Source organism: Actinomadura sp. NPDC049753, from assembly GCF_040674655.1.
Lineage (GTDB): Bacteria > Actinomycetota > Actinomycetes > Streptosporangiales > Streptosporangiaceae > Spirillospora > Spirillospora verrucosospora.
Window position 1 is genome coordinate 76,616 of record NZ_JBFARL010000004.1, and the last position, 25,116, is coordinate 101,731.

20 protein-coding genes and 1 other RNA gene are annotated in these 25,116 nt (G+C 71.0%); 6 read left to right on the forward strand and 15 right to left on the reverse strand.

Going from position 1 to position 25,116, the window contains the following annotated elements; all coding sequences use genetic code 11:
- Positions 1–93 precede the first annotated feature (93 nt).
- Genes AB0K37_RS02285 through AB0K37_RS02295 form a run of 3 tightly spaced genes read right to left on the reverse strand, consistent with a single transcriptional unit; the run spans position 94 to position 925 of the window.
- Complete coding sequence (locus AB0K37_RS02285; protein ID WP_363973537.1) at positions 94–402, reverse strand: hypothetical protein; 309 nt, start codon at positions 400–402, stop codon at positions 94–96.
- Complete coding sequence (locus AB0K37_RS02290; RefSeq protein ID WP_363973540.1) at positions 399–644, reverse strand: hypothetical protein; 246 nt, start codon at positions 642–644, stop codon at positions 399–401. Before AB0K37_RS02290 ends, AB0K37_RS02285 begins: the two co-directional genes overlap by 4 nt.
- On the reverse strand, positions 641–925 hold the full coding sequence (locus AB0K37_RS02295) for a helix-turn-helix domain-containing protein (RefSeq protein WP_363973543.1): 285 nt from the start codon (positions 923–925) through the stop codon (positions 641–643). Before AB0K37_RS02295 ends, AB0K37_RS02290 begins: the two co-directional genes overlap by 4 nt.
- A gap of 672 nt (positions 926–1,597) precedes the next feature.
- Between AB0K37_RS02295 and AB0K37_RS02300 the strand changes: the two genes are divergently transcribed.
- Positions 1,598–2,230, forward strand: a complete 633-nt coding sequence (locus AB0K37_RS02300; RefSeq protein ID WP_363973546.1) for a hypothetical protein — start codon at positions 1,598–1,600, stop codon at positions 2,228–2,230.
- Positions 2,231–2,277: 47 nt separating this feature from the next.
- The gene (locus AB0K37_RS02305) at positions 2,278–3,456 is read left to right on the forward strand and encodes a site-specific integrase (protein ID WP_363973549.1); all 1,179 of its coding nucleotides are present in this window, start codon (positions 2,278–2,280) and stop codon (positions 3,454–3,456) included.
- A gap of 70 nt (positions 3,457–3,526) precedes the next feature.
- Here the strand turns inward: AB0K37_RS02305 and ssrA are convergent.
- The 6 genes from ssrA to ftsE all read right to left on the reverse strand — a co-directional run bounded on the left by ssrA (position 3,527) and on the right by ftsE (position 9,718).
- Positions 3,527–3,899, reverse strand: a transfer-messenger RNA (tmRNA) gene (ssrA, locus tag AB0K37_RS02310).
- Positions 3,900–4,207: 308 nt separating this feature from the next.
- The gene (locus AB0K37_RS02315) at positions 4,208–6,145 is read right to left on the reverse strand and encodes a penicillin-binding transpeptidase domain-containing protein (protein ID WP_363973552.1); all 1,938 of its coding nucleotides are present in this window, start codon (positions 6,143–6,145) and stop codon (positions 4,208–4,210) included.
- Positions 6,146–6,154: 9 nt separating this feature from the next.
- A complete protein-coding gene (gene smpB / locus AB0K37_RS02320) occupies positions 6,155–6,646 on the reverse strand; it encodes an SsrA-binding protein SmpB (protein ID WP_363973555.1) in 492 nt (163 codons plus the stop codon).
- Positions 6,647–6,677: 31 nt separating this feature from the next.
- Positions 6,678–7,814, reverse strand: a complete 1,137-nt coding sequence (locus tag AB0K37_RS02325; protein ID WP_363973558.1) for a S41 family peptidase — start codon at positions 7,812–7,814, stop codon at positions 6,678–6,680.
- A 125-nt stretch (positions 7,815–7,939) separates the two neighbouring features.
- On the reverse strand, positions 7,940–8,845 hold the full coding sequence (gene ftsX / locus AB0K37_RS02330; RefSeq protein ID WP_345177836.1) for a permease-like cell division protein FtsX: 906 nt from the start codon (positions 8,843–8,845) through the stop codon (positions 7,940–7,942).
- Positions 8,846–9,028: 183 nt separating this feature from the next.
- Positions 9,029–9,718, reverse strand: coding sequence for a cell division ATP-binding protein FtsE (gene ftsE / locus AB0K37_RS02335; RefSeq protein WP_067453578.1), 690 nt, complete (start codon positions 9,716–9,718; stop codon positions 9,029–9,031).
- A gap of 409 nt (positions 9,719–10,127) precedes the next feature.
- On the opposite strand from ftsE, the gene AB0K37_RS02340 reads away from it, so the two are divergent.
- A complete protein-coding gene (locus tag AB0K37_RS02340) occupies positions 10,128–10,313 on the forward strand; it encodes a hypothetical protein (protein WP_149259206.1) in 186 nt (61 codons plus the stop codon).
- 23 nt (positions 10,314–10,336) lie between these two features.
- On the opposite strand, the gene AB0K37_RS02345 is transcribed toward AB0K37_RS02340, so the two are convergent.
- Entirely contained in the window at positions 10,337–11,392 is a 1,056-nt protein-coding gene (locus AB0K37_RS02345) for a hypothetical protein (protein ID WP_363973563.1), read from the reverse strand.
- A 150-nt stretch (positions 11,393–11,542) separates the two neighbouring features.
- Here AB0K37_RS02345 and prfB point away from each other — a divergent pair, with 150 nt between their 5' ends.
- Together prfB and AB0K37_RS02355 are read left to right on the forward strand one after the other, a co-directional pair.
- Positions 11,543–12,652 (forward strand): peptide chain release factor 2, encoded by a 1,110-nt coding sequence (gene prfB, locus AB0K37_RS02350; RefSeq protein WP_363973566.1) that lies wholly within the window; start codon positions 11,543–11,545, stop codon positions 12,650–12,652.
- 126 nt (positions 12,653–12,778) lie between these two features.
- The gene (locus AB0K37_RS02355) at positions 12,779–13,762 is read left to right on the forward strand and encodes a hypothetical protein (protein WP_363973568.1); all 984 of its coding nucleotides are present in this window, start codon (positions 12,779–12,781) and stop codon (positions 13,760–13,762) included.
- A gap of 443 nt (positions 13,763–14,205) precedes the next feature.
- Here the strand turns inward: AB0K37_RS02355 and AB0K37_RS02360 are convergent, their stop codons facing one another.
- Both AB0K37_RS02360 and AB0K37_RS02365 read right to left on the reverse strand, forming a co-directional pair.
- Entirely contained in the window at positions 14,206–19,038 is a 4,833-nt protein-coding gene (locus AB0K37_RS02360; RefSeq protein ID WP_363973571.1) for an NAD-glutamate dehydrogenase, read from the reverse strand.
- 178 nt (positions 19,039–19,216) lie between these two features.
- Positions 19,217–20,800 carry a serine/threonine-protein kinase gene (locus AB0K37_RS02365; RefSeq protein WP_363973574.1) on the reverse strand — a complete coding sequence of 528 codons (1,584 nt, stop codon included), beginning with the start codon at positions 20,798–20,800 and terminating at the stop codon, positions 19,217–19,219.
- Positions 20,801–21,117: 317 nt separating this feature from the next.
- Between AB0K37_RS02365 and AB0K37_RS02370 the strand changes: the two genes are divergently transcribed.
- Positions 21,118–21,711, forward strand: a complete 594-nt coding sequence (locus AB0K37_RS02370; RefSeq protein ID WP_363973577.1) for a hypothetical protein — start codon at positions 21,118–21,120, stop codon at positions 21,709–21,711.
- Here AB0K37_RS02370 and AB0K37_RS02375 read toward each other — a convergent pair.
- The 3 genes from AB0K37_RS02375 to AB0K37_RS02385 form a co-directional block, all read right to left on the reverse strand.
- On the reverse strand, positions 21,701–23,656 hold the full coding sequence (locus AB0K37_RS02375) for an acetoacetate--CoA ligase (RefSeq protein WP_363973580.1): 1,956 nt from the start codon (positions 23,654–23,656) through the stop codon (positions 21,701–21,703). The genes AB0K37_RS02370 and AB0K37_RS02375 overlap by 11 nt on opposite strands.
- A 277-nt stretch (positions 23,657–23,933) precedes the next feature.
- Positions 23,934–24,248, reverse strand: a complete 315-nt coding sequence (locus AB0K37_RS02380; protein WP_363973583.1) for a hypothetical protein — start codon at positions 24,246–24,248, stop codon at positions 23,934–23,936.
- 134 nt (positions 24,249–24,382) lie between these two features.
- Positions 24,383–25,093: a haloacid dehalogenase-like hydrolase gene (locus AB0K37_RS02385; protein ID WP_363973586.1), complete on the reverse strand. Its 711-nt coding sequence runs from the start codon at positions 25,091–25,093 to the stop codon at positions 24,383–24,385.
- Between the last annotated feature and the right edge of the window lie 23 nt (positions 25,094–25,116).

Below are 25,116 nucleotides of genomic sequence, written 5' to 3' on the forward strand. Positions count from 1 at the left end.
TATGTCCAGTTCAGCGACGGCACTAGGTACCGTCGACGAGGAGGACACATGATCAGAATTGGACTCATCAGGCGGTTGCCTGAATCAGGTGGGTCAGCTCGCGGCGCGGAAGCTGCGCTCCTCAGCCGCGTGCCGCTGGACAAGGTCGGCCCACGCGACAAGGCCAGGCCCGTTGCCCAGGATGTCGATGCGGGAGGCGACCGCGAGGGCCGCGCCGACCTGCCGGGCCGCGCCGGTGGAGGCGTCAGCCGACCGGAGGATGCCGTGGATCAGTACGGTCGCCGGGGCGCGATCGGCGTCCACCGCGGCGCAGGCCCGGAAGGCGTCGGCCTCGTCGAGGAAGCCGTACCGGTCGACCTGAAGTTCGACGAGGGCGCCGACGGTGATCGACGGGGTCGTCATGTCGTCGCCCCCCGCTCCTGGTCGGCCTCCTCGGCGCACTCGACGGCGTAGTAGATAGCGTCGAACTGGCCGTCGTCTCCCCGGCAGATCTCGGCGTACTGGGCCCTCACGCGGGCGTCGAGGGGCTCCTCGGCCGCGGGGGCTTCGCGCTTGGCGAGCTCGTTGAGCGCGGCGGCGATCACGTCGTACAGGTCCGTGGTGCGCGCGGTCTCCAGAAGGCGCGCGGTCGTGGGGGCGCTCATCGGGCGACCGCCTGGTCCTTGGCAGCCTGCGCTTCGATCCAGGCGTACAGGTCCGACTCCCAGACGACGAGTCGCCGGCCGCCGACCTTGAAGAAGGGGGGTCCCTCGCCGCGGTGGCGCATCCACCGAAGCGTCGCCGGAGAGAGCGTCGTGATTTCGGCGGACTCCTCGAAGGGCACGAGGCGGTCGCCGGTGCGGTCGACCTGCGTGGACATCCGGGCGGAAACCCCGGCGTCCTGGACTTGCTGGGCTGCCTTGTCGGTCAGCCTGACGTTGCCCATGTTGGGACGTCGTTGGTCGGTGTTGTTACTCTTCACGTGACCTGCCTTAGCTGTGAGCACGGTGACGGGCGGTCGCAGGTGGCCCTGTTGCGAGTCCTTGCTTGGCGGCTCGACTCGCAGCGGGGCCGCTGCTATTTGAGCATGCGGCTCGGACATTCTCGTGTGTCGCACAACGCGGACCCGCGTCGAACGGCGTCGACCGAAGCCGTAAACCAAGGATGGCCCATGGGGGTTGACCTTGACGACGGCGACTGTGGATGAATCTGTGGACAACCTGTGGACAGGACCCTCGTTCGGTGTGTCTAGACTGTGGATAGTCGTGTGTCTTCGACAAATTCGAGTGCCATTTACGCAGGTAACAGCCCCTTGCAGCTGTGGACAAAAGAAATTCTTGTGGATCCACGCCTCCACAGGCAGACATCGCATTCGGGTTACTCTTCGTTGACCCCTTGATTACCTAGCGTAGTATAGAAGGCGATGGCGTCGGCGACAGCGCCCCACCCTCGGGCACACAGCCACCCTCACCTCCGTCGATCGACCGAGTCCCGCCCCCGCTAGTGGTACAGCTACGTCCGAGCCGCACCATTGGATAGTCTCACCACCGATACAGCTTCGTCAACACCTACCCACGCTTCTTGACGACACTTGCGGATTACAGGCAGCATTCATCGCATGGACATACGCGGCAGCTTCGCGCCCGAAGACGTCCAGCTCGACATCGGCGACGGGCTGAAGATCCCGACACGCATCACGGTGCGGGCCGAGGCTAGGGGGCTGGAGCTCGTCACCTTGGCCGCCGAGTACGACGGGGGTGCCGGGCGCTACGTCGCACGGTCTATCCAGGTCGACCCCATCCCCGGGGGCGAAGTGACTGGCGAGTTGCTGCGCTCGATCCCGGTCGCGACGATTCTGCAGGGTGGCGTCAGGTCTGCGCTCCAGACGATGCTGCTCCAGCGCGGGGAGCGTCCTCCGGAGAACGTCGGCAAGGCGGGCCCGACGACGGAAACCCTGCGCTGGGTAGCGCGCATCTACCGTCTGGCGCTCCTGGAAGGGGATGCGCCGACGCGGGCCGTCGCGCACGTGTTGTCCATCCCGCGCTCGACGGCTGGACGATGGGTCACCCGGGCGCGCGACCGGGGTCTGCTGACCGTCATCGACCCCCGTGCCTCACGAGAAGCGCGTATCCAAGCGGCAGAGCAGGAACTCAACGAAGCCATACATCAGGGACGAGGCGTGGACGAAGCTGCCGCATGGCTCCGGCACGTGAAGTGGGACCCCGACCCGAACGTCTCGCGGGCAGAGTAGGCCGACCAATGGGACGCCCCCCTCTTCCTGTCGGCACCGCAGGCAAAGTGCGTTTTCAGAAGCTGGCACCGCGTCGGATCCGAGCCCGCGCGAACTACCGCGACCACGACGGCGAGGTCCGCGAGATCACCCGGTACGGCACCACCCAGGCCGCCGCCGAGCGCCGGCTGAAGGAAGCGATCCGCGACCGCGTCGGCCCGACGGCGAACGGCGAGATCACGGCGGAGACCCGGCTGCGCGACGCGGCGAAGCTGTGGCAGGCCGAGATCGCCCAGTCCGAGACGCTGACCCCGCAGACGCGGGAGATCTACGAGCGGGCCCTCGACCGGATCCTGAAGGCCCTGGGCGGCCTGCTCATACGCGAGATCGACGTGCCCCGGTGCGACGCCTTCATCAAGGCCGTGCGCGCGAACCACGGCCCAAGCGCGGCGAGGACGGCCAAGTCCGTGCTCTCCCTCCTGCTCGGGATGTGCGTCCGGCACGGCGCCCTCGGAGACAGGACCAACCCGGTGAGGGACACGGCGAAGATCTCAACCGGGCGGAAGGCGCGGCCGCGGGCGCTGACGGTCAAGGACGAGACGGAGATGCTGACGAAAGTCGCCGCGGACGAGGGTGCGCGGGAGCTGGACGTCGTCGACCTGGTGGAGTTCCTCGACGGCACCGGCATGCGGATCGGCGAGGCGCTGGGCGTGCGCGCCGAGGTGGTCGACCTCGACGCCGGCGTGCTGGAGGTGTGCGCGACCGCCACGCGCCTGAAAGGCCTCGGCACGGTGCTGCAGCTGCGCCCGAAGACCGAGGCGGGCTGGCGCGTGATCGCCCTGCCCGTCCACGTGGTGGAGCTGTGCCGCCGGCGCATGGCGATGACGTGGCCGCACGGCGACCGGCAGGTCACGGTCCTCGCCGAGGACGGCGAGGCCGTCCAGCGCCCGGCCTCGGAGGTGGGCCTGCTGTTCCCGGGCCTGTTCGGCGGGGTGCGGAACCCGTCCAACGGCAACCGGGACATCAAGGAGGTGCTCAGCCGCATCGACGCGGAGCGGTTCGGGTGGGTCACCTCGCACACGTTCCGCAAGACGGTCGCGACGCGGCTGGACGACGCCGGCCTGAGCGCCCGCGCCATCGCCGACCACCTCGGACACGCCAAGCCGAGCATGACCCAGGACGTCTACATGGGGCGTAGCGTGGCGTCCGCCGAGGCGGCCGAGGCGCTCGGCAGGAGGGGCTCCTAACGTGGGCGTAAAGTGGGCGCACATGCAAGAAGCCGCCGACCAGAACTTGTCTGATCAGCGGCTTCGTGTGCCGTGGAGGTGGCGGGAATCGAACCCGCGTCCTTCGGTGATGGGTCAGGGCTTCTCCGGGTGCAGCCTGCTTAGCGTTTTCTCAGTCCCGGCGCTCACGCAGGCGTGTCGCCGACGGACTCAGTCGCTGTTAGATGTCCCTGCCGGGCCCGCGACCGGACCGGAAGGTGAAGTCTCCTTACGATGCCAGACCCCGGGACGGAGACGCTCCCGGGCTGACAGAGTTCGCTCCTCGCTCAGGCGGCGAGGGCGAACTCGGACTGCTTCTTGTTGGCAGTTATTGGTTTGCTGTCACAGGATTTACGAGGTCACGACAGCAACCCTCGACCCGCTTCCCCTGGCTCGAACGACCGAAGTCGAAGCCGGTCACCCCCATGTTCAGTTGTCAAAGCTTCCGTCCGAGGACGTCCGCACGATGACGCTACAAGGATAACGCGTGCGAGGGCAACGTGATTCCCCCGGACACACGTGAACCCCGGTGGACGCGAACGGTGTCGCGCCCACCGGGGTCGACCGGCAGGGTCGGGCCGGTCCGGACGGCAGAGCCTCCCCCGAGACGAGGCTCTGGTCTCATCACGGCGACTGAGTCCCGCAACCCCCCAAGCGGTGGCTCAGTCACCCGTAAAGACGCACGCGGGGGGCGGGTTGGTTGCGTCCCGTCCGTAAAGAGCTGACAAAGGGCCTAGCCGCCGAGGAACTTCGCCGCCAGGGCCGGGGTGTTGACGACGCCCTCGACGGCGATGGCGAAGGCGCGGTCGCCGCTGGAGCCGACGAACCAGGAGACGGTCTTGGGGCGGCCGCCCTCGTTGTAGGTGGTGAGGGCGGCGACGCCGACGACGTCGCCGGAGACGCGGGCGCCGCGGGCGTTGCCCCGGGACGCGGTGCGGCTCAGGACCCTCTTGAGGTTCGAGATGGACTCGGACGGCGGGCTCTGGGCCTGCGGCGCCTGGGCCGTCGTGGACGGGTCCTTGAGGACGTAGGGCGGCCGCCAGGTGCCGCTGTAGGCGGCGGCGGCCACCATGGCCATCGCCAGGGGGCTGACCTGGACGGCGCCTTCGCCGACCATGGCCGCGGCCTTGTCGCCGTCGTTCGCGGGCGCCGGGACCGAGCCGGTGAAGGCGGGGACGCCGAGGCCCCAGTTCTTGCCGATTCCGAGCTGGGACGCCTCGCGGAGGAGGGTCTGCCCGTCGACCTTGCTGCTGAGCTGCGCGAGGGTCGTCTTGCAGGACGCGGCGAAGTGGTTGGCGAAGCTGCTGTCGGGGCGGGCCTTGTTGGTGAACGTCTTGCCGCCGACGGTGACGGTGCCAGGGCAGGTGGTCTCGGTGGACTGCTTCATCCCGGCCTGGGAGAACAGCGCCAGCGCGGACACGATCCCGAACGTCAGGCCGGGCGGGTAATGGCCCTCGAAGGCCAGGTTCTGGCCGCCCGTGCCGTGGTTGGCCACGGCGAGCACCTCGCCGGTGCTCGGCCGCACGGCGACCATGGACGCCGGGAACTGCAGGGCGGACAGGGCGTCGTCGGCGTGGTGCTGGTAGACGGGGTCGAGGGTCGTCTGGACCTGCTGCGGCTCCTGGCCGGGCCAGGAGCGCAGCTGCTCGGTGCTCTTGCCGGTCTCGTCCTGCGCGACGACGCTGACCGTGGGCGTCCCGGCGAGGCGGCGCTGCTGGAGCAGCTGGATGCCGCTGACGCCGATCGTGTCGCCCGGCTGGTAGGGGGCGCCGACCTGCTGGAGCCGGTCGGCGGTGGCGGGGCCGAGGTTCCCGATCAGCTCGGGCGCGTACGCGGGCGCGATCGGCGCGCGGACGCCCTGGAACTGCAGCCCCGGGATGTGGGTGAGCCGCTGGATCAGCGCGTTGTGCGCGGGGACCTGAAGCGTCAGCAGCGGCAGGTACGTCTGCGGCGGGGCCGACCGGACGCGGCCGAGGAGGCGCTCGGAGTCCAGCCGCCGACCACCGTCGATCTTGGTCTGCTTGGCGAGCTGGTCGATGGTCTTCTGCGGGTCGGCGAGCTGCCCGGGGAACACCCCGACCTGGTAGGCGCCGATCTCGCGCAGCGCGGAGCGGCCCTGCGTGTCGGTGATCGGGGAGCGCTTGGGCACCTGCGTCACCACGGCGAGGCGCTGCCCCGGCTTCAGCTTGGTGTTGATGATGGACGGGTCCCAGACGACCTTCCACTTGCCGCCGACGCGGCGCAGGTGCATCAGGCCGGGGTACTCCCACGGCTGACCGTTCTCACCCAGGTCGATCTTCACGGTGAAGCGGGCGTCGGCCTCGTCGCCCTTCTTGACGATCTGGTCGACACCGGAGCCCTCGACCTCGGTGCCGAGCGACAGCCGCAGGGACGCCGCGTCGAGCTGCTGCCGGACGCGGCCGAGCGCGTCCTCGACCTGCCTGCGGTCGGCGCCGACGGTCCGCCCGGCCGCGGCCTCGTAGTTGCCCACCTGCCAGGCGATGAGGAAGTCGCGGACGGCGGGCATCGCCGACGGCTCGGCCCAGCACCCGGTCGTCATCGTCCCGACCAGCGCTCCGCAGGCCGCCAGCGCGACCGCCCGGCGCCGCGCGGGCGAAAGCAGCGGCGTCCGGGCCCCGGCACGGGCCCGCCTCCGGCCTCGGTTCGTCATCGACACCCTTCACCGTCTCCTGAACCGGGCCGCCGCAGCCTTCTGCATCTCCCGCTCGGCTTCCCGCTTGGCGATGGCCTGGCGCTTGTCGTAGGACTTCTTACCACGGGCCAGGCCGATCTCGACCTTGGCCTTGCCGTCCTTGAAGTACAGCGAGAGCGGGATCAGCGTCCAGCCCGGCTCCTCCGACTTCGCGATGATCTTCTGGATCTCGCGGCGGTGCAGCAGCAGCTTGCGGCGCCTGCGGGGGGCGTGGTTGGTCCAGGTGCCCTGCGTGTACTCGGGGATGTGGACGTTCTCCAGCCACACCTCGCCGTCGCGCACGTGCGCGAAGCCGTCGGCCAGGGAGGCCCGGCCGGCGCGCAGGGCCTTCACCTCGGTGCCCATCAGCACCATGCCCGCTTCCCACGTGTCGTCGATGTGGTAGTCGTACCGGGCCCGCTTGTTCTGGGCGATGAGCTTGCGCCCGGTGTCGTTCTTCCGCCCGGTGTCCCGTGCCACGTCCTCAGTCCTCAGTCCCGCGTCGTCGTCTTCAGCCCGGCATCGCCGCGTCGAGGCCGTGCAGCACCGTCCGGGCGCGCCGCTCGGCCGCCTTGGCGGGGCGGTCGGCGGAGACCTCCACGTCGGGTTCGATGCCGACCCCGTCGAGGTTACGGCCGCTCGGGGTGCGGTAGCGACCGACGGTCAGCTCGACGACCGACCCGTCGCCGAGCCGGAGGGGTTCCTGCACCGAGCCCTTCCCGTACGTACGCGATCCTACGATCACCGCGCGGTCGCGGTCGCGCAGGGAGCCCGCGACGATCTCCGCGGCGCTCGCGGTGCCCGCGTCGACGAGCACGACGAGCGGGGCGCGGGCGTCGCCGGGGGCGGTGACGGTGCGCCGCTCGGCGGGCCTGCCGCGCGGCTCGTAGGTCACGACCGGGCCGTCCGCCAGGAACGCCGAGGCCGTCTCGACCGCCTCGTCCACCAGCCCGCCGGGATTGCCGCGCAGGTCGAGCAGGACGCCGCCCTCGGGCGAGCGCCCGGTCACGGCCGCCCGGACCTGCCCGCCCGTCCCGTGGGTGAAGGCGCCGACCCGGATCATCCGCGCGCGCTCGGGAAGCTCGGTCACCGTGACGTCCCCTCCAGAGACCTTCGTGCGGACGAGGTGGAATCTCCTGGTTCGACGCTCGCGCTCCACGGTGAGTTCGACCGTCTCGTCCGGACGCCCGCGCAGCGCCTCGGCGACGCGCGAGATGTCCCAGCCGGTCACGGAGGCGTCGCCGACGCGGGTGACGACGTCGCCGGCCTGGACGCCGGCGCGGGCGGCGGGAGTGCCGGGCTGGACGCTCGCCACCAGCACGCGGGAGTCGCCCTCCTCGCGGCCGAGCCACAGGCCGACGCCGCTGTAGCGGCCGGTGAGGCGGCCCTCGACGTCGTCGTACTCGCGGGCCGAGTAGTAGTGCGCCCACCGGTCGCCGAGCCCGCGCAGCATGCCCTCGATGGCGGCGCGGTCGAGCGCGCCGCGGTCGACCGGCCGCGCGGCCCGTCCGCCGATCTTCGCGGCGGCCTCGTCGAGGACGGAGCCGCCCCCGGCGACGGCCGCGTGCCGATCGGAGCCCGAGCCGCTCACGACCCCCGCGCCGTAGGCGCAGACGATCGCCGCCGCGATGGCCGCGCCGCGCAGCACGCCGCCCCGTCTCCTGCTCAGCGGGGACACGGGCGCGACGGGGGCGCGGAGGGGACGACCATGCGGCAAGTGTAGGGCGGCGCCGGGGCCCGGATCCGGCGGTTGGGCCGGATCCGGCGGAGGCGTCAGATTCGCAGGTATCTGCGCAGGGTCAGGAACGAGGAGACGGCGCACAGCAGGACGCCGAAGCAGATCGACACGATGATGACGAGGATCACCACGCTCCAGCCGAGCTGGCTGACGAGCTGGACGTCTCCCGCGAGCCGGTCGACCAGGAGTTTCTTACTGAAGATCAGCAGCACCGACGCGAACAACCCGCCGATCAGCCCGGCGATCGCGCCCTCCAGGATGAACGGCAACTGGATATAGGTGTTGGACGCCCCGACCAACCGCATGATCCCGGTCTCCCGGCGCCGGTTGAACGCCGACAGCCGGACGGTGTTGCCGACCAGCATCACCGCGGCGATCACCTGGATCAAGGCGATCGTCAACGCGGCGACCTGCAGTCCGTTCAGGATCCGGAAGAACCGCTTCAGGATCTCCTGCTCGTTGATGACCGAGTCGACGCCGGGCTGGTTGAGCATCGCCTGCGCGACCGCCTTGTACTCCTCCGGGTTCTTCAGCTTGACCCGGAACGAGTCGGGGATGTCGCCCTCGCGGGTGCTCTCCACGAACCCGGGCGAGCCGGCGAAGCGGTCCTTGAAGCGGGCGTAGGCCTGCTGCTTGTTCTCGTACTGGACATCCGAGACCTGCGGCATCTTCTGCAACTGCGCCTTGAGCGTCTCCCGCTGCTGCTCGGTGACGTCCTGCTTCTGGCAGACGGGGTTGGAGCTCGTCTTCGCGCACAGGAAGATCGAGACCTCGATCTTGTCGTACCAGTAGCTCTTGGACGCGGAGACCTGCTGCCGCAGGAGCAGCCCGGTGCCGAAGAGCGCCATGGCGATGGCGACGGTGATGACGAGGGAGATCGTCATCGTCATGTTCCTGCGGAGACCGATCCAGATCTCCTGGAGAACGAACTGTACGCGCATGCCTCGCTGTCCTTGATCGCCGTTGCTGGGCCGGGAGCCGGGGCGCCGCGGGATGCGGCGCGGGCGGCTTCCTTTCGGGCACCCCTCGGGGTTTCCTACGACCCGGCGGGAATCGATGGTTCAGATGTCAGTGCGCCCGTGTCGGCACGCCTGTGTCGGTACGCCTGTGTCAGCGCGCCCGTGTCAGTACGCCTGGCCGTACACGCCGCGCGACTGGTCGCGGACGACGCGGCCGTCCTCCAGCTCGACGACGCGCTTGCGGAAGGCGTCGACGATGGCGGCGTCGTGGGTGGCCATCACGACGGTCGTGCCGGTCCGGTTGATGCGGTCCAGCACCTTCATGATGCCGATCGAGGTGGCGGGGTCGATGTTCCCCGTCGGCTCGTCGGCGAGCAGGATCATCGGGCGGTTGACGAAGGCCCGCGCGATGGCGACGCGCTGCTGCTCGCCGCCGGACAGCTCGTCCGGCATCCGGTGGGCCTTGCCCTCCAGGCCGACCAGGTCGATGACCTCGGGGACGACCTTGCCGATGAAGCGCCGCGGCTTGCCGATCACCTCGAGGGCGAACGCGACGTTCTCGAAGACGTTCTTGTTGGGCAGGAGCCGGAAGTCCTGGAAGACGCAGCCGATCCTGCGGCGCAGGTGCGGCACCTTCCAGTTGCTCAGCCTGCTCAGGTCCTTGCCCGCCACGTGCACGTGACCCTGGGAAGGACGCTCCTCCTTCAGGACGAGGCGCAGGAAGGTCGACTTACCGGAGCCGGAGGGGCCCACCAGGAACAGGAACTCGCCCTTCTCGATGGCGACGTTCACATGCTGCAGGGCTGGCCGGTTCTGGCTCGGGTAGACCTTGGTGACGTTGTCGAAATGGATCACGGCTGCATCACGGCGGTTCGCTGTAGGGGTTGGGGAGCGGGCCGGCCCGCGGCCACGGAAGCCTCCGTGACCCCTTGCCTGCGCCGCCCGGCTTCACGGCCAGGTGGGACGCGGAGCCTTCGAGCAGTGTAGAGGGGAGAGGCGACCACCTCGTCCCACTCGCAGTGGTACGGGCGCCCGGGGCCGGCACCGCGTCCGATCAGTTCGTGACGTCCGATCAGTGCCATGTGAACCGTCTCCCGACGTCCGGCCGTTTTATACCGTCTAGCCCCCGGACTTGCCGGAACGACCATACAGTCCGGCTACGCTGGATGATGGCGAAAGATACCTAATAGGTGGACGAACGACCAGACAGGCCGACGCTTCCCGCACGGACCGCGTGCCGTTGTCGGAGATTGGGGCCCACGACATGAGCTGCGAACATCTCATCTGCGCCCGGTGCTCGAACCCGGTGGTGGAGGGACGCTGCCCCACCTGCCGGGAGGCCCGCTCGGAGCTGCACGACCACGGCCCGTCCGTGCCGCCCGCCGTCGTCCTGGCGATCCTCGTCGCGCTCCTGTTCGCGGCGCTCGTCCTCCAGCGCGTCTACGGCTGACGGGGCCCGGCGCCCCCGCGGCGTCACGGCTTCTTGATCGGCGGCGTGCCCGCCTTGGTCACGGCGCCGTCGTCGGCGACCATGTGCGCCTTCGGCTGCGCGGCGCCCTTCCGGGCCTTCGGCGGGTCGAACGCGGCGAAGTGCAGCGTGGCCGTGGTGTCGACCTCGTTCCCCTCGACCGTCCCGTCGAGCAGGTGCTCGGCCTCCTGCGGGATCTCCGGCTTCGGCGTTCCGGGATCCTTGGCGATCAGCGAGGTGTTGCGGAACAGCGAGTAGATCACCAGCCCGCCGCCGTGCTCGGTCCGCAGCCCGAAGTAGGGGAACGGCGTCGCGGTGTAGACGGCGGTGTAGGTGATGTCCTTCTTCTTGGCCTTCTTCCTCGCGCGCTTGGCGTCCTGGTAGAAGCCGGTGGTGACGGGATTCGACCGCATCACCTTCGCGGCGACGCTGCGCGGCCCCTCGGCGGCGATCGTCGCCTGGATCCCGCCGACGTCGCGGGGACGGATCAGCACGGTCGCGTCCTCCGCGCTCATGGCCGTCGCGTACCCGGCGGCGTCGACCGCGACCTTCGGCTCCTTCGCCTTCTCCTGCAGGAGGGTCGCCACCGTGAGCTTCCAGTGGTCGGACGGCCCGCGCAGGATGAAGCCCATCAGCGCCCTGCGCCTGCTCTTGGGCTGGCCCACGACCGAGCGGTCGACCGACACCACGAACCATTGCGGGTAGGCGGCGTCCCTCAGCTTCGGCACGTAGAGCTTTGGGGCGCCGTAGACGAAGCGCCGAACCGGGTCGCCGTCGTAGGCGGCCTTGCGGAACTCCGCCGCGGTCAGCTGGGACTGGCCGTCGGACGTCCACGTCAGCGCGAGGCGTTCGTCGCCGGCGGCCCTGGCCACGTCCTCGTCGGTGACGTAGGAGCGGAACGCCCGGTCGGCGACCTGGGGGGTGAGCGCCACCGGCGCGGGCGGGGACGTCTCGGGCATGGTGACGGTCGGCCGCGCCTCCGTCTTGCCCTCGGCGCAGCCCGCGGCGGCGAGCAGGGTGAGCAGCGCCCCGGCCGCGACCACCCGCAGGAAGCTGTGCAAAGACCCGTCCCCCGGAGCGAGATTTCAGGGCCGGCCGCCCTCGGCCGACCTCCTCGGCCCGTGATTCTGCCACCCGCATGATATTGGCCGGACCTCCGCCCGCCCGCCGTGAGGCGATAAGCAGTGCCGGGACGGCGATAGGCTCGGACCGTGGCAGGCATCGAACCCGAAGAACAGCTCAAGGAGCTCGGCTCGACCCTGTCCAGCATCGAGCAGGTGCTGGACCTCGACACCATGCGCCGCGACATCGCCGAACTGCGCGAGCAGTCGGCCGACCCCGACCTGTGGAGCGACCAGGAGCGCGCGCAGGCGGTGACGCGCCGCCTGTCGTACCTGGAGAGCGAGCTGAACCGGGTCGAGGGCCTGCGGCAGCGGCTGGAGGACGCCGCCACGCTGTACGAGATGGCCCGCGAGATGGACGACGCCGACACCCGCACGGAGGCCGACGAGGAGCTGGCGGCGCTGCACAAGGCCGTCCAGCAGCTCGAGGTGCGCACCCTCATGTCGGGCGACTACGACGCCCGCGAGGCGCTGGTCACCATCAACGCGCAGGCCGGCGGGGTCGACGCGGCCGACTGGGCCCAGCAGCTCCAGCGGATGTACCTGCGCTGGGCCGAGCGGCACGGCTACCCCACGGAGGTCTACGACACCTCCTACGCCGAAGAGGCCGGGATCAAGTCGACCACGTTCGCCGTGAAGGCCCCCTACGCCTACGGGACGCTGCGCGGCGAGCACGGCACCCACCGGCTCATCCGTATCTCCCCGTTCGACAACCAGGGCCGGCGGCAGACGTCGTTCGCGGGCCTGGACGTCGTGCCGGTGGTGGAGCAGAGCGACCACGTCGAGATCGACGAGAGCGAGCTGCGCATCGACGTGTACCGGTCGTCGGGGCCGGGCGGCCAGGGCGTCAACACGACCGACTCCGCCGTGCGGATCACCCACATCCCGAGCGGCATCGTCGTGTCCTGCCAGAACGAGCGCAGCCAGCTCCAGAACAAGGCCACGGCCATGAACGTGCTGCAGGCCAAGCTGCTGGAGCGCAAGCGCAAGGAGGAGGCGGAGAAGCTCTCCGAGCTGCGCGGCGAGGGCACCACGAGCTGGGGCACGCAGATCCGCAACTACGTGCTGCACCCGTTCAAGATCGTCAAGGACCTGCGCACCGGCGTCGAGGTCGGCAACACCTCCGCGGTGCTGGACGGCGACATCGACGAGTTCATCGAGGCCGAGATCCGCTGGCTGCGCCAGCAGGAGAGCGCCTGACCCCGAGATCGTCCCCCGACGGTCCCCCACCTTTTCGCACCGACTTTCGTGTTCGCAGAGTGATCACATGATCACTCTGCGAGGATGCCGGGTGGTCCGGACCAACGTCGCCATTCGGGGGGCCTCATGGCAACACGCACGCTCGTTCCGATACTCCTACCCGGCCTGCTGGCCGCCGCCGTGAGCACCGGCTGCTCCGGCGCCCACACCTCCTCCGCGGCTCCGGGGAAGCCGCAGGGGGCGCCCGCCCTCACCAAGGAGGAGGCGCAGCAGGTGCTCGCGTCCTTCGCCACGGGGATGAACCAGGCGGGGCTCAGATTCAGCGGTAAGACGCTGCGCACGGTCGAGACCGACCCGCAGCTCACCATGGACGTCGCCGCGCTCAAGCTCCGCCGCGCCGTCCGGCAGCGTCCGCCCAGGGTCTCCTTCACGCACACGACCTTCTACATCCCGCGGCTGACCGGCTACCCGCACTGGTTCGCCGCCGACACCGTCAGCGGCAGGGGCAAGCAGGCCCTGCGGCACGCGCTGCTGTTCACCCGGGCCGGGCAGAACGCGCCGTGGCTGCTGGCCGCCGACCCGTACCCGTCCGAACTCGCCCTCGGCCGCGTCGCGCTCGACCCGCAGGGGTACGCCACCCCGGTCGCCCCCGACGCCGAGGACCTCGCGGTCGCCCCCGCGAAGCTCCCCAGGGCCCACGCGGCGCTGCTCACCGACGGCCCCCGCGCCGCCGGGGCGTCCGTCCTCGCGGACGGTGCGAAGACCAGCGAGACCTACAAGGCGCTCAAGGCGGGCGAGAAGACCCTCGCCGGGCGCGGCGTCACGCTCTCGTCCCGCTTCTCCCCCGCCGAGTACAAGGTCTACGGGCTGCGCACCAAGGACCACGGCGCCGTCGTCTGGTACGTCCTCAAACAGAACGAGGCATACTCGGCGTCCCAGCAAGGCAGGCTCGCCGTGAGCGGCGACCTCGTCGGGCTCGCCCCGTCCACCACGGCCCGGACGCGCCTGGACACCACCGTCCTCGTGCAGTACCTCGCCACCATCCCGCCCAAGGGCCGCGCCACCGTCAGCGGCATGTACCGCAAGGCCGTCACCGCCCAGGGCTCCTGAAACCCCGTCGGGCGCCGGCCGGCCCGCTCCTCCTGACCGCTGCAGCGAAGCCGGCCGGCGTCCGATGGCTCTGTTTATTGCAGTGCGCTCCTCCTTCGGGCCTGGCGGCCCTCCATCGTCGGGCACTGCGGGCGATCGCTGCATCGCTCCGACTCGCCTGGCGGCTCGCTGCGCGATCAGGTTCTCGCAAGCTCGAACCTGCCTTCGGACGCGATCGCAACCATTGAGGTTGTTGCGTGGTTGCTGTGGTGGCTGGGGTTGTCGTAGGCGTGTTCATGGCAGTGCCCTCCTTCTTCGGGCCTTGAAGGCCCTGAGAAGGAGGGCACTGCGGGCGACGCTCCGGAGCGCCTTGAGCCCCCGGCTTGTTGCGGGGTGCTGTGGCTGGGTCGGAGCGCCGTGTACCGCCGCGCGGTCCGGAGTGGACCACGCGGCGGGCTTGCGGGTTACTCCGCGGGGAGGGAACTGGAGGTGACCAGGGTGCGGATGGAACCCAGGGCGACCGAGAGGGTCGCCAGGTCGAAGCTGTCGCTCTCCCAGATCTCGCTCAGCGTCTGCTGGGCTCGCTGGACGGCGGGCTTGTTCTTGTCCGCCCAGTGGATCATTCGCTCCTCGGGGCTGCCGACCGGCCCGCTGGTGACGAGGACGTCGCGGGTCAGGGCGGAGTGCGCGGCGTACAGGTCGTCGCGGAGGGCGGAGCGGGCCATCGAGCGCCACTTGTCGTCGCGCGGGAGCGCGATGATGCGTTCGCGCAGACGGGACAGCTGGAGCCGGTCCGCCAGGTCGAAGTAGATCTCGGCGACCTCCTCCACCGGGCGTCCCGTGTCATGCGCGATGCCGACCACGTCGAAGGTGGAGTAGGCGGGGACGAACGTGGCGCACTGCTCGGCCAGCTCGTCCGGGACGCCCAGCTCGGCGAAGCCGTCGCGGCGCTGCTCGAAGGCCGCGAGGTCCAGCCCGACGAGCAGCTTCGACAGGTGCGCGCTCAGGGTGGCCGCGCCGCCGCAGAAGAAGTCGATCGTCTCCTGGATGTCGAACGGGGGCCGCCGGTTGTGCAGCAGCCAGCGGGCGCCGCGCTCGGTGAGCTTGCGGGCCTCCAGCAGCATCGCGACCTGCGTCGACTCCTCCACCTGGTGCGACAGGTTCTCCACCGACCGCCAGAACCGCGGCATCTGGAAGACGTCGCGGGCGACGAGGTAGGCGCGGGCGATGTCGGACGAGGAGGCGCCCGTCTCCTCGTTCATCCGGAACACGAACGTGGAGCCGCTCGCGTTGACCACGTCGTTCACCACGGCGGTCGTGATGATCTCGCGGCGGAGCGGGTGCCGGTCCATGTAGGGGCGGAACCGCTCGCGCAGGGGCGTCGGGAAGTAGTCGACCAGCCACGACTCCAGGTAGGGGTCGTCGGCGAGGTCGGAGGCGACGAGGTCGGCGTCCAGGGCGAGCTTGGCGTAGGCGAGCAGCACCGAGAACTCGGGGCTGGTCAGCCCGTGGCCGGACTGGCGGCGCTCGGCGAGGGCCTTGTCGTCCGGCAGGGCCTCCAGACGCCGTTTCAGGCGGCCGTCGCGCTCCAGCTTGCGCATGTACCGGGCGTGGACGTGCAGCATCGCGGGCGCCTGCGCGCGGGCCGCGGCGAGGACGACGTTCTGCGCGTAGTTGTCGCGCAGGACGAGCCGCCCCACCTCGTCGGTCATCTCGTAGAGCAGCCCGTCGCGCTGCTTGCCGGCCAGCTCGCCGTCCCGCACCGCCTGGTCGAGCAGGATCTTGATGTTGACCTCGTGGTCGGAGGTGTCGACGCCCGCGGAGTTGTCGATGAAGTCGGTGTTGATCAGGCCGCCGCCGCGCGCGAACTCGATGCGGCCGAGCTGGGTCACGCCGAGGTTGCCGCCCTCGCCGACGACCTTGCAGTGCAGCTCGGCGCCGTCCACGCGGACGGGGTCGTTGGCCTTGTCGCCGACGTCGGCGTTGTTCTCGGTGGACGCCTTGACGTAGGTGCCGATGCCGCCGTTCCACAGCAGGTCGACCGGCGCCCGCAGGATGGCCCGGATCAGCTCGAAGGGCGGAAGGGACTTCACGCCGTCGCCGAGCCCGAGCGCCACCCGGACCTGCGGGGTGATCTGGATCGACTTGACGGAGCGGGGGAACACGCCGCCGCCCTTGGAGATCAGCGAGGTGTCGTAGTCGGCCCAGCTGCTGCGCGGCAGCTCGAACAGGCGCCGGCGCTCGGCGAAGGAGGCGGCGGCGTCCGGGTCGGGGTCGAGGAAGATGTGCCGGTGGTCGAACGCGGCGACCAGCCGGATGTGCTCCGACAGCAGCATCCCGTTGCCGAACACGTCCCCGGACATGTCGCCGATGCCGACGACGGTGAAGTCCTCGTTCTGGATGTCCTTGCCGAGGGCCCGGAAGTGGTACTTCACCGATTCCCAGGCGCCGCGGGCGGTGATGCCCATCCCCTTGTGGTCGTAGCCGACCGAGCCGCCCGAGGCGAACGCGTCGCCCAGCCAGAACCCGTACTCGGCGGCGACGCCGTTGGCGATGTCGGAGAACGTCGCGGTGCCCTTGTCGGCGGCGACGACCATGTAGGTGTCGTCGCCGTCGTGGCGGACGACGTTCGGCGGCGGGACGACCTTGCCGTCCACGAGGTTGTCGGTGAGGTCGAGCAGGCCGGAGATGAAGTCCTTGTAGCACTCGATGCCGGCCTTCTGCCACGCCTCCCGGTCCACGGACGGGTCGGGCAGCTGCTTGCCGACGAAGCCGCCCTTGGCGCCCGCCGGGACGATGACGGTGTTCTTCACCGCCTGCGCCTTGGCCAGGCCGAGGATCTCGGTGCGGAAGTCCTCGCGCCGGTCCGACCAGCGCAGCCCGCCGCGTGCGACCGACCCGAACCGCAGGTGCACGCCCTCGACCTTCGGCGAGTACACGAAGATCTCGTAGGTGGGGCGGGGCTGCGGCAGGTCCGGGATGCCCGCGGGGTCGAACTTCATCGCCAGGTACGGCTTGTTCTGGTAGTGGTTCGTGCGCAGGGTCGCCTGGACGAGCGCCAGGTAGGAACGCAGGATGCGGTCCTCGTCGAGGCTCGCGACGTCGTCCAGCTTGCCGCGGATCTCCTCGGTGATGCCGTCGCTGCGCTCCTCCTCGCCGCCCTGCAGGGTCGGATCGAGCCTGCTCTCCCACAGCCGGATGATCAGCCGGGTGATGGAGGCGTTGCGCAGCAGCACCTCCTCGAAGTAGCGCTTGGAGAACGCCGCGCCCGCCTGCCGCAGGTACAGGGCGTAGGCCCGCAGGACCATCGCCTGCCACCAGGTCAGGCCGACGTGCAGGACGAGCGCGTTGAAGCCGTCGTTCTCGATGTCGCCGCGCCACAGGACCATGAACGCGTCCTGGAACAGGTCCTTGACGGCCTCTTCCGGGACGTCGGCGGGCGGCGAGTACCGCAGCCCGAGGTCGTAGACCCAGAACCGGCGGCCGTCGGAGGGGTTGATCTCGTACGGCCGCTCGTCGATCACCTCGACGCCCATGTTCTGCAGAAGCGGCAGCACCCGCGACAGCGAGATCGGCTCGCCCATCCGGTAGATCTTCAGCCGCCGCTCGCCGGGCCCGGCGCCGGCGGGCTCGTACAGGTCGATCGAGGTGTCGGCGGCCTCGTCGAGCGCGTCGAGGCGGCGCAGGTCGGCGACGGCGGTGCGGGCCGGGAAGTCGGCCTTGTAGCCCTCGGGGAACGCCTCGCCGAACGCGCGGCCGAGCGTTCCGGAACGTTCCTCCCCGCACTGGTCGACGATCGCGTCGGCGAGGTCGTCCTCCCAGGAGCGGGTCGCGTCGGCGAGGCGCTCCTCCAGCGCCGCGACGTCGACGTCCGGCAGCGGGCGGCCGCGCTCGCCGCGGACCACGACGTGCAGCCGGGCCAGGTTCGACTCGGTCACGTTCGCGCTGTAGTCGACGCTGACGCCCTCGAACGCCTCCTTGAGGAGGTCCTGGATGCGCAGCCGGACCTTGGTGGTGTAGCGGTCGCGCGGCAGGTAGACCATGCAGGACATGAAGCGTCCGTACAGGTCCTTGCGGAGGAACAGCTTGAGCTGGCGGCGCTCGCGCAGCCGCAGCACGCCGAGGGAGATCTTCAGCAGGTCGTCCACCGAGATTTGGAACAGCTCGTCGCGCGGGTAACTCTCCAGGATCTCGATGAGGTCCTGGCCGTCGTAGCTGTCGGGGGTGAACCCGGCCCGCTCCAGCACCTCGTCGAGCTTGGGCCGCAGGACGGGCACGTGCGCGATCGACTCGCTGTAGGCGACGTGCGTGAACAGGCCGAGGAACCGGCGCTCCCCGATCACCTCGCCCGCCGCGTCGAACTTCTTCACCCCGATGTAGTCCAGGTACAGGGGGCGGTGGACGGTGGAGCGCGAGTTCGCCTTGGTGAGGACGAGCAGGCGCTTCTCCTTCGCCTTCTCGCGGACCTCCGGCGGCAGCGCGGCGAAGCCGGCGGACTCGCGCTTGTCCATGCGCAGCACGCCGAGGCCCGAGCCGGGCTCGGGGCGCAGCGCCGTGCCGTCCTCGGTGAGCGTGTAGTCGCGGTAGCCGAGGAACGTGAAGTGCCCGTCGGCCAGCCAGTCGAGCAGCTCGACGCCCTCCCCGATCTCCTTGTCGGACAGCGGCGGCGGGACCTCCTGGATCGCGGTCGCGATCTCGTGGGCGCGGGCGCGCATCTTGGGCTCGTCCTCGACGGCGACGCGCACGTCCTGCAGGACGCGGATCAGGTCCTTCTCCAGCACGTCCAGGACGGCCTGGTCGGTGGTGCGGTCGACCTCGAAGTGCATCCACGACTCGTCGACGTCGGCGTCGCTGTCGTGCTTGCCGCGGAACGCCCGGAGATGGCCCGCGACGTCCCGGTCGACGCCGAGCAGCGGGTGGACGATCATCTGGGTCGCGAACTGGTGCCGGCTCAGCTCCATCGTCACCGAGTCGACCAGGAACGGCATGTCGTCGGTGACGACCTGGACGACGGTGCGGCCGGGGTTCCAGCCGTCCTCCTCCAGCGTCGGCGTGAAGACGCGCACCTTCGCGCGTCCCTGCGGCCGCTCCTCGCCGAGCGCGCGGTGCGCCATCGCGGCCCCGCAGACGGCGGCCGGGTCGCGCTCCACCAGGTCCTCGCGCGCGACCTGCCGGTAGTAGAGGCGGAGGTAGGCGAGGGCCTCCTCCACGTCCCCGCGCGCGTCCGGACGCCGCGCGCACGCCTCGGCGGCCCGCCGGAGCAGGTCGTCCTTCGCTTGATCGAGCATGCCGCTCATCGACAATCTCCCCTTGAGACCCATCGCCACCTCGTTGTGGCGCCGCTCACTGCACGAGCGTAACCAGGAATCGCCGCAAAGCCGACCTGGTCCCGTGCATGGCCGACGTGGCCTATCCCACCTTGCCAGGACGCCGGGGGCGGCTCCGGGTGATCTTGAAAATCGGTGGGTGCGGGTGTCAGCCCGCGCCCTGCGCGCCGGTCCCCGTGCCCGTGCCCGTTCCCGTGCCGGTGCCGTCTCCCGGGTTGGTGCCGCCGTCTCCGGGGTCGGTCGGACCGGGGTCGGTGGGCGTGCTCGGGTCCGTGGGCGTGCTCGGAGCGGTCGGCGTGCTCGGGCCGGTCGGCGTCTCGGTCGGCGAGCCGGTCGGGGTCGGGGACCCCGTCGACGAGGGACTGCCGGTGGGCGTCGGGCTGCCGGTGGGCGTCGGGTCGTAGGACGTCGGCGGCTCCTCCTGCACGGGCCGGCGGGTCGTCGGCGGCGCGGTGGTGGGCACGACGTCGGTCGAGGCGGGCGGCGCGCTCGGGTCGCTGACCTTGCGGCCCGCCTTGCCGCTGTCGCCGGAGCCGAGCAGCAGGACGGAGGAGATCACGATGAACGCGACCACCAGGGCGGCCGCCCCGGCGAGCACGGCGGAGCGTCCCGAACCGGCGAGCGAGCGCCGCAGACCGCCGCCCTTCCCGCCGGCGCCGGGCATGGTGTCGTCGGCGCCCCATGCGGCGGGCGGGCCGGCCCCGTAGGCGTCCGGGACGTCCCCGGCGGCCTCCGCCGGGGCCGCGAAGGCGGCGTCGTCGTCGAAGACCGGGCTCTCGGCGCGGCCGGGGTCGTCGGCGAACGCGGCGGCGGGCTCGAACGCCTCGTCGTCCTCGCCGGCCTCGGCCGCGAGGACGGACCCGGCGGCCAGCATCGCGGTCTCGTCGGTGTCGCCGGACGGGCGGGCGGCCGGGCGCGCCGCGGCCTCCTCGTGCCCGAGCAGCCGCATCAGCACCTGCCGGGCGCCCGGGCGGCGGGAGGGGTCCTTGTCCAGGCAGTCGAGCACCAGGTCGCGCAGCGGCCCGTCGAGGCCGCCGAGCTCCGGCTCCTCGTGCAGGATCCGGTTGATCACGGCGGGGATGGTGTCCTGCCCGAAGGGCGGCTCCCCGGTCGCGGCGTACGCCAGCGTCGCCGCCCAGCAGAACACGTCCGCGGGCGTCCCGACCTCGTCGCCGCTGATCTGCTCGGGCGCCATGTAGGACGGGGTGCCGATCACCCGGCTGGTGAGGGTGGTGCCGCCGCTGAGCGCGCGGGCGACGCCGAAGTCGATGACGCGCGGGCCGTCGGGGCCGATCAGCACGTTGTGCGGCTTGAAGTCGCGGTGCACGATGTCGGCCTGGTGGATGGCGGCGAGGGCCGTGGCGGTGCCGACGGCGAGCCGGTCAAGCGCGGCGCCGGCGAGCGGGCCGTGCTCCAGCACCTGCTGGTTCAGCGACGGGCCCGGCACGTACTCGCTGACGATGTAGGGGCGGTCGCCGGTCGCGTCGGCGTCGATCACCTGCGCCGTGCAGAACGGCGCCACCTGCTTGGCGACCTCCAGCTCCCGCAGGAAGCGGGCGAGCGCCTTGTCGTCGGACGTCAGCTCGGCGTGCAGCAGCTTGATCGCGACCTGCCGGCCGTCCTCGGCCACGCCGAGGAACACCGTGCCCTGGCCGCCCTCGCCCACCCGGCCGATCAGGGCGTAGGTTCCCAGCCGGTCCGGGTCTCCGGACCGCAGCGCCCCAACCTCCATGAGTGGAACCGTCCCTCTCCTTGATCGGCGAATCGAGCGGGCCCGACCCGAGTTCACCCCTCCGACTGTGTGACGCGCGAGACCGGAGTCGAGTTCACCCGATCCCGCGACCATTCGGAGCGATACGGACGATCATCTCCGCGGGCCGGCTTTGGGTCGTAGACCACCCTAATGGCGTTACTTCCCCCAGCGTTGGGGGCGCGCCCACTGTCACTACGGAAGCGGCGTCGCCGGTGAACGGTGTCGCCGGAGAACAGTGTCACCGGCGGGGCGGGGGCGTACAAGCGGAACGCTGCCACACGCGGGAGACTGAGCCCATGGCGACACTCGACGGCCGCCGCGTTCGCACGCGCGCCGAACTCATGGACGAGCACGGGCTCGGCCGCAGCACCCTGGAGAAGTGGTACCGCGAGCGCGCCTCCAACGGCCACCCCGAGCCGGTGGGGACGGTCGGCTCCCAGCTCGCGTGGGACGCCGCCGAGTGGGACCGCTGGTACGCGGCGCGCCGGTCCCGGGACGTCCCGCCCGGCCTCGCCACCCGCGACGAGCTGGCGGAGCGCCACGGGCTCAGCCGCCACCGCCTCAAGCAGCTCTGGGCGGACCGCGCGTCCAACGGCCACCCCGACGTCGCGCACCGCGCCGGCAAGGCCCTGTACTGGGACGAGGCCGCCTGGACGGCCTGGTACCGCGCCTTGGAGCAGCGCCCCGCCGAGGAAGGGCCGGACGACCTGGTCACCCTGGCGGAGGCCGCACGCATCCTCGGCCTGGCGCAGACGAGCGTCACCGTCTACGCCAGGCGCCCGCCCGCGGGCTGGCCGGAGCCCGCCAGGGTGGAGCCGCTGGCAGGGGGACGCGTGCGGCGCCTGTACCGCCGCCGCGACGTCCTCGCCTACGCGGCCGCTAAGGGGTGAAGTGGGTGAGCACCTCGGGGTTGGCCATGGAGTCGCGGTTGGCGGCCCTGTCGACCGGGGTGCCCTGGAGGATCTTGCGGACGGGGACCTCCAGCTTCTTGCCGGACAGCGTGCGCGGGATGCCGGGCACGGCGGTGATCTCGTCCGGGACGTGCCGGGGCGACAGCGCCGACCGGATCCGCCTGCGAAGGTCCGCCGCCAGCTCATCGGTGAGCGCCGCGCCCTCCGCGAGCTGGACGTACAGGAGCAGCCGGCCCTCCTGGCCCAGCCGGCCGGTGTCGATGACGAGGCTGTCGGTGATCTCGTCGAACGCCTCGACGACGCGGTAGAAGTCGGCGGTGCCCATGCGGACGCCGCCGCGGTTGAGGGTGGAGTCGGACCGCCCGTAGATCACGCAGCCGCCGTCCGGCAGGACCTTGATCCAGTCGCCGTGCCGCCACACGCCCGGGTACATGTCGAAGTAGGAGTCGCGGTAGCGCTCGCCGCCCTCGTCGTTCCAGAAGAAGACTGGCATGGACGGCATGGGCTCGGTGATGACCAGCTCCCCCACCTCGTCGATCACCGGCTTGCCGTCCTCGCCGAACGCCTCCACCTTGGCGCCGAGGCCGCGGCACTGGATGACGCCCGCGCGCAGCGGCAGGAGCGGCGACGGGCCGACGAAGCCGGTGCACAGGTCGGTTCCGCCGGAGAACGAGCCGAGCAGCAGGTCGCGGCCGACCGCCTCGTACACCCAGGCGAAGCCCTCGGGCGGGAGCGGCGAGCCGGTGGAGCCGATGCCGCGCAGGGCGGACAGGTCGAGTTCCTCGCCGGGGCGGCGCCCCTCCTTCGCCGAGGCGGAGATGTAGGGGGCGCCGACCCCCATGTAGGTGACGCCGTTCTCGGCGGCGAGCGTCCACAGGTCGAGGGGCGCCCCGTCGTACATGACGACGGTGGACCCCACCAGCAGGCCGCCGATGAGGTAGTTCCACATCATCCAGCCGGTGGTGGTGTACCAGAAGAACACGTCCTCGGGACCGAGGTCCTGGTGGAAGGACAGCGCCTTGAGGTGCTCCAGGACCACGCCGCCGTGGCCGTGGACGATCGGCTTCGGCAGCCCGGTCGTGCCGGACGAGTACACGACCCACAGCGGATGGTCGAACGGGACGGCCTCGAACTCCAGGGTCTCGTGGCCCTGGCGGGGCAGTTCGGCGTAGTGCATGCCGACGCGCAGCCCCTCCGGCGTCGCGGCCGGGTCCAGATACGGGACGAGCACGGTGGCGGCGAGGGTCGGCAGCGCGGCCTCGATCTCCTCGACGACCTCGCGGCGGTCGAACCGCTTGCCGTTGTAGGCGTAGCCGTCCACGGCGATCAGGACCTTCGGCTCGATCTGCGCGAACCGGTCGATCACCGAGGAGGACCCGAAGTCGGGAGAGCACGACGACCACACCGCCCCCAGCGACGCCGTGGCCAGGAAGCAGATCAGCGCCTCGGGGATGTTCGGGATGTAGGCGGCGACCCGGTCGCCCTTGCCCACGCCCAGTCCGGCCAGGCCCGCGCGCACCTGCGCGACGTGCAGGCCCAGCTCACGGTACGACAGCAGCCGGTGCCCGCCCGCCTCCGACCGGAAGACGACCGCCGTCTCGTCGGGCGACTCCTGAACCCGGCGCAGCGCGTTGGCCGCGTAGTTGAGGGTCGCGCCCGGGAACCACTTCAGCCCGTCGACCGGCATGGGCCCGCCCGTCCGGACGGGCCCGTCGCCGCGCTCGCCGACGACGTCGAAATACGACCAGATCGCGTCCCAGAACGCGTCGACCTCCGTGACCGACCACTGCCAGAGCTCGTCGTAGGACTCCTTGAGGACGCCCCGGTCCCCCAGCCAGTGGGCGAACCGCGTCACCCGCGCGTTCGCGACCACCTCCTCCGACGGCTCCCACAGCGCCGAACCCTCGGATACCTCCCGGGCCATCTCTCTCCCTCCCCGCCGCGCCACGCTGCGCGACCATCCCAATATCGGGCCCGCCCGGCACACCGCGCAACCTGCCCGCCACGCACGCCGCCAAGCCCCGAAACCCGTCCTATCGCAGGTCAAAACGCGGGCCCGGGCAACCCCGCGCCCCCACACAGACCCGGGGGCGGACATCCCCCGTCCCCACACATCGCACGAACGGGCAGCTCATGGAGCGCACACCCGTAGGGGCTGCGGTGTGTCGGCCACCGCACCGGGACGCGCCCTCCCGGGGGGATCAGCCCCGCTGGAGCTGGCAACTCTGGCCGCTGACCCTGAGCGGCCCCTCGGCCCAGCCGGTCTGGCAGCGGTAGGTGCTGTCGTCGCGGCGGTCGATGACGGTGAAGTCCGAGAGCGGCCCCCACCGGCCGGGGTCGCAGGTCCGGCCGAAGACCTGGGGGTACCGCGACTCCACCTGCTCGCACACGAACATCTCTCCGGCGCGTTCCGCCGCGGCCCGGGCGGGATCGGCAGGGGGCGTGGTGAGCAGGAGCGCGGCGGCGCCGAGAGCGGCGGCGAGGACGGTGGACAGGGCGACGGCACGACACGGCACGGCGATCACTCCTTGAGGTCAAGCGATTACCAGAAGTTACCGAGCGCGTGCGGGCGGCGCCGCCTTTCCGAGGTGACAACCTTGTCTCACCTTGCCGGCCTTCTCACCATGCCGGCCTTCTCACATGCGGGCCCTTACATACGGGTCAGGTCGGCGACCGCGCTCACCACCGCGTCCGTGTCGGCGAGCGTGGCCAGGACCCGGTCCGCGCCGGCGGCGCGGAGCTCGGCCTCGGTGGCGCTCCCGGTGGCGACGGCGAGGATCGGCGAGCCGGCGATGTGCGCGGCCTGGACGTCGCGGGGCGAGTCGGCGACGTAGACGGTCGCGGACTCGGGATAGCGGGCGCCGTGGCGCTCGCCGGCGCGGGCGCGGGCGACCTCCAGGAGGGCGGCCTTGCTGTAGACGCCGTTCTCGTAACCGCCGGCCTCAAGGTCGAGGCGTCCGGCGAGCCCCAGCTCGGTCACCTTCAGCACCGCGTTCGGCTGGAGGGACCCCGTCAGCACCGACTGGACGACGCCGGGCACGTGCGCGAGCGCCTCCACGGCCTCCCCGGCGCCGGCCAGGACGCGGCCGTGCGCGCGCAGGTCGGCGCGGCGGCTCGCGAACGCCTCCGCCAGCGCGTCGAAGAAGGCGGGCAGGTGGTCGTCGGTGGTGACGACGTCGTTGAACGCGAGGGTCTCGAAGATGATCTCGGATTCGGTGCGGCCGGGGGTGGGCGCCAGGCGCAGCAGCGGACGCCCGATGGTCCGCTGGAACGCCTCGGCGTAGGCGTCCCGGGTGATCCGCCCGACGTCGACCAGGGTGTGGTCGATGTTCCACAGCACGAGACGGTTCAGCGTCGACATCCCGTTCCCATGACGGCTCCAGG

What these genes read in the sequence shown, in the direction of transcription:
- AB0K37_RS02285 (WP_363973537.1), bottom strand. Translation starts at nt 402, where the DNA reads ATGACGACCCCGTCGATCACCGTCGGCGCCCTCGTCGAACTTCAGGTC.
- AB0K37_RS02290 (WP_363973540.1), bottom strand. Translation starts at nt 644, where the DNA reads ATGAGCGCCCCCACGACCGCGCGCCTTCTGGAGACCGCGCGCACCACG.
- AB0K37_RS02295 (WP_363973543.1), bottom strand. Translation starts at nt 925, where the DNA reads ATGGGCAACGTCAGGCTGACCGACAAGGCAGCCCAGCAAGTCCAGGAC.
- AB0K37_RS02300 (WP_363973546.1), top strand. Translation starts at nt 1,598, where the DNA reads ATGGACATACGCGGCAGCTTCGCGCCCGAAGACGTCCAGCTCGACATC.
- AB0K37_RS02315 (WP_363973552.1), bottom strand. Translation starts at nt 6,145, where the DNA reads ATGACGAACCGAGGCCGGAGGCGGGCCCGTGCCGGGGCCCGGACGCCG.
- ftsX (WP_345177836.1), bottom strand. Translation starts at nt 8,845, where the DNA reads ATGCGCGTACAGTTCGTTCTCCAGGAGATCTGGATCGGTCTCCGCAGG.
- AB0K37_RS02340 (WP_149259206.1), top strand. Translation starts at nt 10,128, where the DNA reads ATGAGCTGCGAACATCTCATCTGCGCCCGGTGCTCGAACCCGGTGGTG.
- AB0K37_RS02355 (WP_363973568.1), top strand. Translation starts at nt 12,779, where the DNA reads ATGGCAACACGCACGCTCGTTCCGATACTCCTACCCGGCCTGCTGGCC.
- AB0K37_RS02360 (WP_363973571.1), bottom strand. Translation starts at nt 19,038, where the DNA reads ATGAGCGGCATGCTCGATCAAGCGAAGGACGACCTGCTCCGGCGGGCC.
- AB0K37_RS02365 (WP_363973574.1), bottom strand. Translation starts at nt 20,800, where the DNA reads ATGGAGGTTGGGGCGCTGCGGTCCGGAGACCCGGACCGGCTGGGAACC.
- AB0K37_RS02370 (WP_363973577.1), top strand. Translation starts at nt 21,118, where the DNA reads ATGGCGACACTCGACGGCCGCCGCGTTCGCACGCGCGCCGAACTCATG.
- AB0K37_RS02375 (WP_363973580.1), bottom strand. Translation starts at nt 23,656, where the DNA reads ATGGCCCGGGAGGTATCCGAGGGTTCGGCGCTGTGGGAGCCGTCGGAG.
- AB0K37_RS02385 (WP_363973586.1), bottom strand. Translation starts at nt 25,093, where the DNA reads ATGTCGACGCTGAACCGTCTCGTGCTGTGGAACATCGACCACACCCTG.